Below are 13409 nucleotides of genomic sequence, written 5' to 3' on the forward strand. Positions count from 1 at the left end.
GGGCGGGCCGTTTGCCGTCCCTAACCCTGGTTGCGCAGCGTCCGTAGGTCGATGCCGAGCCGCTGCACCTTGTAGTAGAACGTCTTGCGCGGGATGCCGAGGCGGTCGATCGCCGCGCCGATCTCACCGCCGGTCGCCGCGATCGCCGACAGGATCGCCTCGCGCTCGAACGCCGCCAGCCGTTCGGGGAGCGGCCGGGTGGCATCGCTGCCGGACGCCGCGTCGCTGCCGCCGTCCAACCCCAGCACGAACCGGTCGGCGAAATGCGCCAGTTCGCGGACGTTGCCCGGCCAGTCGTGCCGCGCCAGCATGTCGCGCGCACCCTGTGTCAGCGCGGGCACCGGCCGCCGCAGCCGGTTCGCCGACAGGTCGACCAGATGCGCGAACAGCAACGGCACGTCCTCGCGCCGGTCGCGCAGCGGCGGCATGCGGAGCCGCACCGCTGCCAGCCGGTAGAGCAGCCCCGGCGCGATCGCGTCCGGCCCGCGCTGCGCCTCCTCCGCCGCGGTTGCGATCACCCGCACGTCGATGGGCACGACGTCGCGGGCGCCACGCAGCGCGCGATCCTCGATCACCTGGGTCAGCCGCCCCTGCAACCCGCGCGACGCCTGGTCGATATCGTCGAGGAACAGCGTGCCGCGCTGCGCCGCCACGATCCCGCGGTCGCCGACGGTCGCGAACAGTTCGTCCTCGATCGCCGGTCCCGGCAGCGCGGCGCAGGCGACCGAGACGAATCGATGCCGCGCGCGGCGTCCGGCCCGGTGGATCGCGCGGGCCAGCAATTCCTTGCCGGTACCGGTTTCCCCCTCGATCAGCAGGTCGATATCGGTGTCGGCCAGCACCGGGATCATGTCGCGCAGCCGGGCGATCGCCGGCGACCGCCCGACCAGCGCCGCCTGTTCGCCACCCGCCGCCTGCGCCCGCAGCCGCCGGTTCTCCAGCGCCAGCGTCCGCGCCGCCATCGCCCGCGTGGCGGCGGCGACCAGCGCGTCGGGATCGAACGGCTTGGACAGGAAATCCCACGCCCCGGCCTTGATCGTCTCCACCGCGGTCTCGACATCGGCATGGCCGGTAACCAGCACGACCGGCAGCGTCGGGTCGCGTTCGCGCAGGATCCGGAATAGCTCTATCCCCGACATTAGCGGCATCCGGACGTCGGTGACGACGATCCCGTCGAACTCGGCGTCGATCGCGAGCAGCGCAGGCGGGGCCGCGGGAAAGGCCACTACGTCGAACCCGGCCAGCGTCAGCAGCTGCGCGGTCGAGACGCGCAGGTCTTCGTCGTCCTCGACCAGCGCGACGCGCCCGGCCCGGTCGGACGGTCCGCTCATGGCACCCGCCGCAACGTCGCCTCGAACCGCGCGCCCCCGTCCGAAGGCAACAGCCGCAACGTACCGCCCAGATCGGTCATGATGTCCTGCGCGATCACCAGCCCCAGTCCCAGCCCGTTCGGCCGGCTGGTCACAAACGGAGTGAACATCCGGTCGGCGACGGCCGGGTCGATGCCGGGACCATTGTCGGCGACGATCAGCGATACCGTCATGGGCTGCACATCCATCTCGATCGCGATGCGGGGATCCGGCCGGCCGCCGAGCGCCTCCAGCGCGTTCTGCAACAGGTTCACCAATACCTGTTCCAGCCGCACCCGCCCGGCGACCACGATCAGGTCCGGCGCGATCGCGGGTACGGTGAAGGCAACCTCGGACAGCCGTTCCTTCAGGATCAGGCGCGCGCCGTCGACCACCTCGGCCAGCGGGATCGGGCCGATCGTCCCGCTGCCCTTGCGCGCGAAGCCGCGCAGTTCGGCAGTGACCAGCCCGATGCGGTCGGTCAACCGCGCGATCGCACCGAGATTGTCGTCGACCGCGCGCGGATCGCCCCGCGCCAGCAGTTGCCGCGCGGTCGCGACATAGTTGCGGATCGCCGCGACCGGCTGGGCGGTCTCGTGCGCGACGCTGGCGGTGATCTGTCCCAGCGCGGCGAGGCGGTTCGCCTGGCGCAGCCCCTCGCGCAGTTCGGCGGCGCGTTCTTCCGCGGCGGCGCGCTCGTCGATCTCGGCGCGCAGCTTGGCGGTGCGGTCGGCGACGGCGGCCTCCAGCTCGCTGGTGCGTAGCGCGCGCCGCCGTGAGCGTTCGTGCAGCCCCCACGCCAGCGCCAGCAGCGCCAGCGTGGTCAGTGCCGCCGCGAGCGCGCTGCCGCGCACCACGCCGCCGACCGTCGGCTGTACCGGCATGATCAGGTGGACGCGCCATCCGCCGTCGTCGGGCCCGGTCGCGACATGCTGCAGCAGGGTCCGCTGTCCGTTCAGCCGGACCGCGTCGCCGACGCTGGCGAAGGGCGGGGCTTTCAGGACCTGCGCTCCGCTGTCGGCACGCACCGCGGCGGCGACCGTGGTCGAGATGCTGCGGGTGGTGGCGAAGCGCCACGACGGGCGGCTGGAGATCAGCACGACGCCCGCACCGTCGGTGACGAAGGTGATGCCACCCGCCGCCCGCCACTCCCGCTCGATCACGTCGAATTCGAGTTTCACGACCACGACGCCGCGATTGATCGTCCGGCGGCTGAGATACAGGCCGGGGCGATGGCTGACGGTGCCGAGCGCGAACTGGGTGCCCGATCCATTGGCGACCGCGTCGTTGTAGTAGCGGCGAAAGCCGTAATCATTGCCGACGAAACTCTGCGGCCCGGCCCAGTTGCTCGCCGCGATCGCCCGGCCATCCGTACCGACCAGATAGATGACCGAGGCCCCGGTCGTCCGCGCCAGTGCCTCGAACTTGCGATCCAGCGCGGCGGTCGCGCCTGCCTCGCCGCGCATCGCGGCGACCACGTCGCGATCGTCGGCCAGCGCCAGCGGCAGCAGGCGGAACCGGGCAACCTCGCTGGCAAGCAATACCTGCCGCAACCGCGCATCGCTTTCCATCGACGCGACCAGTTCGGCACGCGCCCGGCGCTCGGCGATCCGCGCGACGATCGCGGCCACGGTGACGCTCAGCAGCAGCGCCCCGCACAGCCAAATGATCCAGCCGGTGCGGAGTCTCCATCGCATGCACCATTGCATATGGCGACCGGATGCAATGTGCAACAATTTGCACTCGGACAGAAATTTCGTGGCGAAAAGCGGCCCAATCCAACAATACCTCGATAGCTATCTAGCTGTTTTGTAATGTTTTAATTTCGACGATTGCAATCAGGACAAGTCGGATTGCAGCCGGGTAAACCCATGGTGTCGCGGCAACCGCCTGGAAGAGCCGGAGCCGAGCGCCAACAGAGGATGAAAGGTCGCCGCATGATCATCGCTACCGCCCCCACCCACCCGGCGATCCCGCCCGCCGCCAAGCCGTGGTACAAGCACCTGTATGTACAGGTGCTGATCGCGATCATCGCGGGCGTGCTGCTCGGCCATTTCTACCCGTCGACGGGTGAGGCGCTTAAGCCGATCGGCGACGCCTTCATCAAGCTGGTGAAGATGATCATCGCGCCGGTGATCTTCCTGACCATCGTCACCGGTATCGCCGGGATGCGCGACCTGGCCAGCGTCGGCCGCGTCGCCGGCAAGGCGTTCGCCTATTTCCTGTTCTTCTCCACGCTCGCGCTCATCATCGGCATGATCGTCGGCAACGTCGTCCAGCCGGGTGCGGGGCTGAACATCGACCCGACGACGCTCGACACGTCGAAGGTCACCGAATACGCTGCCAAGGCGCATGACACGACGATCACCGGCTTTCTGACCGGGATCATCCCCGACACGTTCCTGTCGGCGCTGACCGAAGGCAACATCCTGCAGACGCTGTTCGTGGCGATCCTGTTCGGGATCGGCCTCGCCATGATCGGCGACAAGGGCGAGCGCGTGCTCGACGCGCTGAACGACATCTCGATCGCCTTTTTCAAGGTCGTCGCGATCGTCATGAAGGCGGCCCCGCTCGGTGCGTTCGGCGCGATGGCGTTCACCATCGGCAAATACGGCATCGGCACGCTGTTCAGCCTCGCCGCGCTGGTCGGCACCTTCTACCTCACCGCCTTCCTGTTCGTGGTCGTGATCCTCGGTGCGGTCGCGCAGTTCTGCGGCTTTTCGATCTTCAAGCTCATCTCGTACCTGAAGGCCGAACTGCTGCTGGTGCTCGGCACGTCGTCGTCGGAAAGCGCCCTGCCCTCGCTGATCGAGAAGATGGAGCGCGCCGGCATTCCGAAGTCGATCGTCGGGCTGGTCGTTCCCACCGGCTATTCGTTCAACCTCGACGGCACCAACATCTACATGACGATGGCGGCGCTGTTCATCGCGCAGGCGTGCAATGTCGAACTGACGATCGGGCAGCAGGTGCTGCTGCTGGCGGTCGCGATGCTGTCGTCGAAGGGCGCGGCCGGCGTCACCGGTGCGGGCTTCATCACGCTGGCCGCCACGCTGTCGATCGTGCCGTCGGTGCCGGTCGCGGGCATGGCGCTGATCCTCGGCGTCGACCGGTTCATGTCGGAATGCCGCAGCCTGACCAACTTCATCGGCAATGCGGTCGCGACCGTCGTCGTCGCCAAGTGGGAAGGCAAGCTGGACAAGCACCAGTTCGACGAGGCGCTGGCCGGTCGCAGCGTGCGGGTCGACCAGATGCCCGAAGGCGCCGTCGCCGCCGAGTAATTGGTTAACGGGTGTCGGTGCAGAGGGAATACACCCGCACCGGCACCCATTTTGTTGCCCCGCAAGGCACCGGAGAGAATTTCATGAAGACGTTGCTGCGGCTGTGCACCGCCACTGCCCTGATCACGCCGTCGGCCGCGTGGGCCGAAAACGCCCCGGCCGCCCCCGCCCCGATCGCCGCCACGCAGATCGCAGATCGCGGCAATGCCCGTGTCGTCGCACAGGAGTATCCGACCGTCGGGGTCGGTGACGGGGTAACCGCCGGCGGCTACAACCAGTCGCGCTGGGCCGAGGACTGGACGAAGTATCGCGATCCGAAGAAGCGCGAGGATATCCTCGACAAGCTCAAATACATCCCGATCGCCGGCGACGACGTCTATCTGACCCTTTCCGGCGAGTTCCGGGCGCGCGTCAACCTGACCACCAATCCCAACCTGCGCGACCGCGAGGCGCAGCGACAGGACATTTTCCGCGTGGTCGGCGGTGCCGACCTGCACCTGGGCGACCACGTCCGGCTGTACGGCGAACTTGCCCATGCCGGGATGTCGGGCCGCAACCTCGGCGTGAAGGCCGGACAACTGCACAACGACCTGGTCGTGCAGCAGAGCTTCGTCGACGTGACCGGAACGCTCGGGACGGTCGACATGGGCATACGCTATGGTCGCCAGACCTTCGCCGACGGTCCCAACCTGATGGTGGTGCCGCGCGACAACAACACCATCTTCTTCGTCTATAATGGCGTGCGCGCCTGGGCGAAGGGCGACAAAATCCGCGGCGACGTGTTCGATTTCAAGACGACCCGTCTGGGTGTGGGCGGCACCGGGGACGATATCGTCGACGACAATCGTCGCTTCTCGGGCGCCACCGCGGGGTTCGTGATCCCGAAGAACGTGCTCGGCGGATCGAACCTGTTCTTCGATCCCTTCTTCTGGCGGCTGCGCAACAGCAACGCCGTATGGGGTGGACGCACGGCGGAGGAAGTTCGCCAGTTCTACGGCCTGCACCTTTATGGCGACGCCGGCCCGGTCAATCTCGACTGGACCGTCAACTATCAGGGCGGCGAGTTCGACGACCGGCCGATCTCGGCGTGGCTGGTGATGCTGCAACAGACGTACAAGGTCGGCAAGTCGAAGACCGCGCCGCGCGTCGGCTTCCACTTCGACTATGCCAGCGGCGGCGGATCGTACGGCAACGGCACGCTCAAGACCTCGCTCGCGCCGTTCGGCAACAACATCTATTACAGCTACCAGCTGTATGCGACGCCGACCAACATGTTCGCGTTCGCGCCCAGCGTGCAGTTCCAGCCGCAGGCGAAGCTGCGGATCGCCGCCGAATACCAGCTGTCGTGGCGCGACAGCCTGAACGACGCGGTGTACCGCGCCAACGGACAGGCGTTCGCAGGGACCCAGCTCGGCGATTCGCGCAAGATCGCCGACACGATCCGGTTCCAGGCGATCTATGCCGTCAGCCCGCGCGTCAGCCTGACCGCGCGCTACGAACATCTGATCGCCGGTCCGGCGCTGACCGACGCCAACTATCGCAGTTCCGATTTCGTGGCCGGCTGGGTCAGCTTCCGCTTCTGATCCGCCGTCACCTCTCGACGCCCCGGTGCCCGTCACCGGGGCGTTTCCCTGTCTGTTCGAGAAGGGTTCGTCCATGTCCCCCGCCGCCCACGCCGCCGCCCGCGCGCTGCTCGCCGATCCGCTGACCAACAAGGGCACCGCCTTTACCGAGGCGGAACGCGATACGCTGGGTCTGCACGGGCTGTTGCCGCCGCATGTCGGCACGCTCGACAGCCAGATCGAACGGCGCCAGCGCGCGCTGGCCGGCATGCCCGACGATTTCCATCGCTATGCCTTCCTGCGCGAACTGCAGGATTCGAACGAGATCCTGTTCCACGCGATGGTCCAGCGCGACCTGCCCGCCATGCTGCCGCTGGTCTACACGCCGACCGTCGGCGAAGGGTGCGAGCGGTTCAGCGAAATCTGGCGCCGCCCGCGCGGGCTGTTCCTGTCATGGCCCAACCGCCAGCGGATCGCGGAAATCCTCGGCGACCCGGCGCTCGACCGGGTGAAGGTGATCGTCGTCAGCGACGGCGAACGCATCCTCGGCCTGGGCGACCAGGGCGCCGGCGGCATGGGCATCCCGATCGGCAAGCTGGCGCTCTACACCGCCTGCGCCGGCATCCATCCGTCCGAAGTGCTGCCGATCCTGCTCGACGTCGGCACCGACAACGAGGCGCGGCGCGACGACCCGCTCTATGTCGGCTGGCGTCACCCGCGCATCCGCGGAGCCGAATATGATGCGTTCGTCGAGGACTTCGTGACCGCCGTCGCCGATCGCTTCCCCGGCGTGCTGCTGCAATGGGAGGATTTTGCCGGGCACAACGCCCACAAGCTGCTGGGCCGCTATCGCGACCGGCTGCTGAGCTTCAACGACGATATCCAGGGAACGGCCGCGACCGCCGTCGGCACGCTGCTGTCGGCGATCGAGCGGACCGGCACCCCGCTGGCCGAACAGCGCATCCTGCTGTTCGGGGCGGGCGCGGCCGGGTGCGGCATCGCCGACATGCTGTTGCAGGCGTTGCGGGCGGAGGGGCTGGTCGAAGGTCAGGCGCGCAGCCGGCTGTGGGCGGTCGATCGCGACGGGCTGATCCTGTCGGACATGGACGGCCTTCCCGCGGCGCAGGCCGTCCTGGCGCGCGATCCCGACGACGTCGCGTCGTGGACGCGCACGTCGCACGGGCCGGTCGACCTGTTCGATACGGTCGCCAATGTCCGCCCGACCGTCCTGATCGGCGCGTCGGGCCAGCATGGCGCGTTCGGCGAGGCGGTGGTCCGCACCATGGCGCAGGCGGTCGAGCGGCCGGTGATCTTCCCGCTGTCCAACCCGGTTTCGCGCGCCGAGGCGCATCCCGACGACCTGAAGCGGTGGAGCGCCGACCGCGCGCTGATCGGCACCGGCAGCCCGTTCGGCGTCGCCGGCGTGACGCAGGTCAACAACGTCTACATCTTCCCGGGTGTCGGGCTAGGCGCGCTGGCGGCCGGCGCGCGGACGATCACCGACACGATGTTCATGGCGGCGGCACGCGCGCTGGGCGCGATGGGTGGCGACAACACGCTCTTGCCGCCGATCGAGCGGCTGCGCGACGTGGCGCTCGATATTGCCGTAGTCGTCGCGGCACAGGCCGTCGCCGACGGCGTCGCTGCACCCGACGCGGCGATCGATCGCAACACCATCGCCGCGCAGATGTGGCTGCCGACCTACTAACCGCCGACCCGGACCGGGAACCATCGCCGGCGCATGAGTCTTTCTGACTGCTGTCAATGCCGTCCACCACGGGTTCACCTGCAACCCGGTAGGACCTGCGGCAGAGAGGAAGCGATCATGAAGCAGTTGATGAACATCTTCGCCGGCATCGGCCTGACCATCGCCGGACTGACGGCGGTCCCGGCCGTCGCCGACGCACAGCCGGGGCGCCACGGATACCGCGACCACGGCCCGCGCGCGCATCATGACGACCGGCGTCGCTGGGACGACCGTCGCGGCTGGAACGACCGGCGCGGCTGGAACGACCGGCGCGGCCATGATAATCGCCGGGCGTGGAACGACCGTCGCCGCTGGGACGATCGCCGCCGCCATGACGGGCGTCGCGACCGCTACGGCTATCGCGGCGAGCGGGTCGTACCGGGCTGGTCGCGCGAAGCCGCCGCAATGGGCGTGCAGTATCGCGGCCCCTGCCGCTACGTGATCCGCAACGGCCGCCGCGTCTGCGGTTAAGACTTTCGACCCCTTCCAGCACGCCCGCCGGGAGGGGTCATTTTCTGGGCGTGACCCACACCGATACCGGCACCACGACCTTGCCCGGCGCGGGTTTGCCGACGTCGACGCGGTCGGCGGTGACGAGTTCGCCGGTTTCGAGATTGAACGACGCCCAGGGCTTCGGCATCCGGCCGAAGGTCATCTTCTGGATCGGCTGGCCGGTGGTCGAATTCATGATGGTGGCAATGACAGGCATGACCGCGCGCCTAACCGCCCGCTGCCCCGCCTGTCCAGCCTTCAGAACCGCACGTCCCACCCCAGCGTGAACGTCCGCCCCCTCCCGGCGAAGAACGCCAGATTGTCGTTCGGCAGCCGCGTGTCGCTGTTATAGTCGATATAGAAGCGATCGAAGATGTTCTGCGCGCTGAGCGACAGTCCACCGAATTTCGTCTGATACCGGATCGACGCGTCGGTCACGTCGTAACCACCGAAATTATTGTCGGGATTGGGGTTCGCCTTCCCGCGGAAATTCCGCGACAGATAGAATTGCGTCTGCACCCGCGCGGTCAGCGGCCCACTGGACACATCGGCGGCGAGGTTCAGCCGGTCGGGCGAGATGTTGGTCCCGTCGAGATCGGTATCGACTACGCCGTCCGCCGGACGATCGCTGTCGTAGCGGCCGAGGATATGGGCATAGCCGGTCGACAGCCGCAGCCACGGCAGCGGCGTGCGGACCGCCAGATTGACCTCCAGCCCCTGAAGCTCGACGCGCTGGCGCTGCACCTCGAAAATGCCGTTGCCCTGCGCGATCAGCAGCTGCCCCCGGTCGCTCGATGACCAGAAATAGGTGGCGCCGGCGTCGAGCGGCCCGCGCTTCACCTCGAACCCGACCTCGCGATTGTTCGACACGACCGGTTCGATGTCGAGGAAGTCGTCGAGCCGGACACCCGGCGTCGCGATCGCCCGCGTGATGCGGCCGATATCGGCCATGGTGAAGCCCTGCGCATAGCTGGCATAGGCGCGCACCCCGGCGATCGGCTCGACGATCACGCCGCCATTGTACAACAGGTCGGAAAAGCGCGGGCGTCCGCCGGTCACGGCGACGCCGCCATAGGTCGCCGGGTTGCGGCCGTTATAGGTCGTCGACGCCAACGTTCGGAAATCGTCGATGCGGACCTGCACATTCTCCCACCGCGCCCCGCCCGCCACGCGGACCAGCCCGTCGAACAGCTTCAGATTGGCCTGCGCGAACGGCGCGAGGCTGCCGAAATCGGCCGGCGGCACCCAGATGCGGCCGGTGGCGATCAACCGCTGTTCGGTCTTGTCGAACAGCGCGTCGAACCCGATCGTCGCGACCAGCGCCTCGAACCCCGGCACCGCGCGTTCGTAGCTGACCTTCGCCCCCAGCTTGCGCGAACGGTTCTCCGACTGGTCGAACAGCGTTCCTTCGGGCGCGATCGCCGGGTCCTGGAACGTCGGGGTAAAGGTAACCTCACCACCGAACGTGTCGTAGGTGCGGTTGAAGAACAGCTGGGTGACGAGGTTGCCGCCCGCCAGATCGGTATCGGTATAGGATAGCGACAGCGCCTCCGCCCGGTTGGCGGCGGGCTTGCCCGGCGGATTGCCGCGCACCGCGCCGGTCGGCAGGCCGGTGCGACGATTGCCCGGAACCGCGACATAATCGCCGTCGCCGTTCAGTTCGAACCGATTGGCGATCAGGTCGAGCCGCCCGGTAGCGCCGACCGCCATGCCGACCCGCGCGAAGAAATCGGTCGCCCGTGAATCCTGCGTCTCGCCCTGCGTCAGGTTGATGCCAACCCGGCGACCGCGCGCATCGTAGAACGCGCCGCGCTGTTCATAGCTGGCACCGAAGGTCGCATCGAACCGCCCGGCCTTGTACTGGACCAGGCCCGCCGCCTTGCCGCCCGCCGCATCGCCTTCGAACCCGTCCCCGGTCGTGCCCTGCAGCAGCGCCCGGCCGCTCACTCCCTCCTGCCGGGGCGCGCCGACGGTCACCTGGTTGACGATGCCGCCGGTCCCGCCGATGCCCTGCAACGCGTTCGATCCATAGATCAGTTCGACCCGGTCGATGAAGAAGCCGTCGATCGTGAAGCCGTCGCGGCTGCCGTCGCGCAGCGGCGTCGTCTGCGGAATGCCGTTGATCGCATAGAGCGGCGAACGGCCGCGCAACGTCTCCCCCGCCCCCGACAGCTTGCCGCGCGTCGGCGAGAAGCTGGGCGTCAGCGTCGCGATCGCATCGGTGATGCTGCCCGAAATCGCGATCTGCTGGTCGATCACTTGCTTGTCGAGGATGTCGATGGTCAGCGGCAGCGCGTTGGGCGGCAGGATGGTGCGTGCCGCCGTCACCACGATCTCGTCATCGCCCTCGGTTGCCGGGTCGACGTCCTGCGCCACCGCCACCGTCGGCAGCGCCAGCATCGCGACACCTGCCATCCCGCCCCACCGTGCCGCTGCCCCCATTGTCATTTCCCTTGCGCAACATTGACCGTATTCGATCGCGGCGCTAACGCGATCCATTATCAATATCAAGCCTTCCGAGCAGTACCGTATGACCCGAAACGTCCTGTTCCAAATTCACTGGTTCCTCGGCATCACCGCCGGGCTGGTGCTGGCGGTGATGGGCGTGACCGGGGCGACGATCAGCTTCGAGCCGGAGATCATCGCCGCGCTGAACGCCGATCGTCCGGCGGCGGGTGCGGCACGGCTGAGCGCACCGCGGCTGATTGAACGCATCGCCGAACAGCGGCCGGACGCGAAGATCACGCGGCTGACGGTCCCGGCGACGTCGAACGAGCCGACGCTGGTCGGCTATACGATCGGCAATGTCGGGGAGCGGCAGGTCGACCGGATCGACCCGTTCACCGGGAAGTTGCTCGGTGCGCCGCGCGGTGCCGGGGTGATGGAGGTGATCGAACATCTCCATCGCTGGCTGGCGCTGCCCGGCGAAGGTAACGGGATCGGGCGGCAGATCACCGGCTTCTCTGCGATCGCGCTGCTCTATTTCGCGCTGTCCGGCCTGTATCTGCGCTGGCCGCGGCGTCCGCTCAACTGGCGCAACTGGTTCGTGCTCGATTTCCGCAAGACCGGACGCAACCTCTACCGGATGCTGCACGCCGTCATCGGCGGTTGGGTGCTGGTCTTCTACCTCGTCAGCGGGTTCACCGGGCTGTGGTGGTCCTATGACTGGTACCGGCAGGGGGTGCGCGCGATCCTCGTCGCGGAGGCGCCCGAACGACCGAAGACCGGGCCGAAGGACGCGCCGGTCGATCTGGCGCGCGCATGGGCCGGCTTCACCGCCGCGACCAGTGGCCGTGGCTATGACCGGATCACCGCCAGCGTCCGCGATCATGGCGAGGTGCAGTTTCGCGGCAAGCTGCCCGATGCGCGCCACGACCGGGTCAGCGACGAGCTGATCGTCGACGGCACGACGGGTGCGGTGGTGGACGCGACGCGCTATGCCGACCGCACGCTGGGCGAGGATATCGTCGCCAGCGTCTATGAACTGCACCGCGGCGCCTATTTCGGCATCGCCGGGCGCATCGCGATGCTGCTGGCCAGCCTGACGATGCCGCTGTTCACCGTCACCGGCTTCCTGCTCTATTTCGCGCGGCGCCAGCGCAAGGGGGCGCTGGCGCAGGTCATCGCCGATACCGGTACGACACCGCCCGACCGTGCGACGACGCTGGTCGCCTATGCCAGCCAGACCGGATCGGCCGAGCGCATCGCCCGCCTGACCGCCGACGCCCTGCCCGGTGCCGCCGCGCTGCCGATCGCGTCGCTCGATCCGGTGACGCTTGCCCGGGTGGAACGGCTGTTCGTCGTCGCCAGTACCTATGGCGAGGGCGAACCGCCCGACAATGCCCGCGGTTTCGCGCGGACCATGGACCACCTCCGTCCCGACCTGTCGCACCTGCGCTATGCCGTGATGGCGCTCGGCGACCGCGAATATGCCGACTATTGTGCGTTCGGACACCGTGTCGACCGCTGGCTGCACGATCACGGCGCGACGCGGCTGTTCGATCCGGTCGAGGTCGACGGTAACGACGCCGATGCCCAGCGCCAGTGGCAGCACCAGCTGGCCGGCGTGGGCGGCCGCACCGACCAGCCCGACTGGGCGCCCGCGGCGATGGCGGACTGGCGACTGGTCGAACGCCGCCTGCTCAATCCGGGCAGCCAGGGTGGCGAGGCGTGGCAGGTCGTGCTTGAACCGGTCGCCGCGCCGGCCGCATGGACGCCGGGCGACATCATCGAAATCCTTCCGCAACAGGATGTCCGTCGCGTCGACGCATATCTGAACCGCACCGGTCTCGCCGACACGCCCGACGCGCGCGTGCGGCTGATGGGCAGCATCCTGCCGGTCGATGGTGACGACGTCGCGACGCTCAAGCCACTCGGCCACCGCGAATATTCGATCGCCTCGATCGCGGCATCGGGCCGGGTCGAACTGATCGTCCGGCGCTGCACCGCGGCGGATGGGTTCGACGGCCTCGGATCGGGCTGGCTGTGCCACGGCGCAGCGCCCGGCGGCATAGTGCACGCCCGCATCCGTTCGAACCCGTCGTTCCATCCACCGGCGGATCCGGCGACGCCGCTCATCCTGATCGGTAACGGCACCGGCCTCGCCGGGCTGATGGCGCATCTGCGTCATCGGGCGACGCAGGGCGGCGGGCCGGCCCTGCTCTATTGGGGCGAACGGCACCCGGCGCAGGACGATTTCCTTGCCGACGAACGGGATGCGCTGGCGATCGGCGGGATTGTCGTCGGCAGCGTCGTCGCGTGGTCACGTCAGCCCGGCAGTCACCAATACGTACAGGATGCGGTCGCCGCCGACCGATCCGCCATCGCCGGAGCGGTCGCCGATGGTGCCGCCATCTACGTCTGCGGCAGCATGCAGGGGATGGCGCCGGGCGTCCACGCCGCGCTGGAGACGATCCTCGGCGCAGACACCGTCGAGGCGATGCTCGAAACCGGTCGCTATCGCCGCGACATCTATTAGGTC

General features: G+C 68.3%; 9 protein-coding genes. 5 read left to right on the top strand and 4 right to left on the bottom strand.

Annotation, left to right across the window (positions count from 1 at the left end; translation table 11 throughout):
* Window positions 1–20 precede the first annotated feature (20 nt).
* Window positions 21–1331 carry a sigma-54-dependent transcriptional regulator gene (locus tag QLH51_RS03500; RefSeq protein WP_125655570.1) on the bottom strand — a complete coding sequence of 437 codons (1311 nt, stop codon included), beginning with the start codon at window positions 1329–1331 and terminating at the stop codon, window positions 21–23.
* The gene (locus QLH51_RS03505) at window positions 1328–3046 is read right to left on the bottom strand and encodes a sensor histidine kinase (RefSeq protein WP_125655568.1); all 1719 of its coding nucleotides are present in this window, start codon (window positions 3044–3046) and stop codon (window positions 1328–1330) included. The genes QLH51_RS03500 and QLH51_RS03505 overlap by 4 nt, the downstream gene beginning before the upstream one ends.
* A gap of 240 nt (window positions 3047–3286) precedes the next feature.
* On the opposite strand from QLH51_RS03505, the gene QLH51_RS03510 reads away from it, so the two are divergent.
* The 4 genes from QLH51_RS03510 to QLH51_RS03525 all read left to right on the top strand — a co-directional run bounded on the left by QLH51_RS03510 (window position 3287) and on the right by QLH51_RS03525 (window position 8407).
* The gene (locus tag QLH51_RS03510) at window positions 3287–4627 is read left to right on the top strand and encodes a dicarboxylate/amino acid:cation symporter (RefSeq protein WP_125655566.1); all 1341 of its coding nucleotides are present in this window, start codon (window positions 3287–3289) and stop codon (window positions 4625–4627) included.
* Between the two features lie 83 nt (window positions 4628–4710).
* A complete protein-coding gene (locus QLH51_RS03515; protein ID WP_125655564.1) occupies window positions 4711–6210 on the top strand; it encodes an alginate export family protein in 1500 nt (499 codons plus the stop codon).
* Between the two features lie 73 nt (window positions 6211–6283).
* On the top strand, window positions 6284–7897 hold the full coding sequence (locus QLH51_RS03520; protein ID WP_125655562.1) for an NAD-dependent malic enzyme: 1614 nt from the start codon (window positions 6284–6286) through the stop codon (window positions 7895–7897).
* A gap of 117 nt (window positions 7898–8014) precedes the next feature.
* On the top strand, window positions 8015–8407 hold the full coding sequence (locus tag QLH51_RS03525) for a hypothetical protein (RefSeq protein ID WP_206428880.1): 393 nt from the start codon (window positions 8015–8017) through the stop codon (window positions 8405–8407).
* A 37-nt stretch (window positions 8408–8444) separates the two neighbouring features.
* Here QLH51_RS03525 and QLH51_RS03530 read toward each other — a convergent pair whose 3' ends face one another.
* Complete coding sequence (locus QLH51_RS03530) at window positions 8445–8645, bottom strand: hypothetical protein (RefSeq protein WP_125655560.1); 201 nt, start codon at window positions 8643–8645, stop codon at window positions 8445–8447.
* 41 nt (window positions 8646–8686) lie between these two features.
* Complete coding sequence (locus QLH51_RS03535) at window positions 8687–10870, bottom strand: TonB-dependent receptor (protein ID WP_206428879.1); 2184 nt, start codon at window positions 10868–10870, stop codon at window positions 8687–8689.
* 88 nt (window positions 10871–10958) lie between these two features.
* Between QLH51_RS03535 and QLH51_RS03540 the strand changes: the two genes are divergently transcribed.
* Window positions 10959–13406 carry a sulfite reductase flavoprotein subunit alpha gene (locus QLH51_RS03540; RefSeq protein ID WP_125655558.1) on the top strand — a complete coding sequence of 816 codons (2448 nt, stop codon included), beginning with the start codon at window positions 10959–10961 and terminating at the stop codon, window positions 13404–13406.
* Window positions 13407–13409: the final 3 nt, after the last annotated feature.

The organism is Sphingomonas sp. 2R-10 (assembly GCF_030062225.1).
Taxonomy (GTDB): domain Bacteria; phylum Pseudomonadota; class Alphaproteobacteria; order Sphingomonadales; family Sphingomonadaceae; genus Sphingomonas.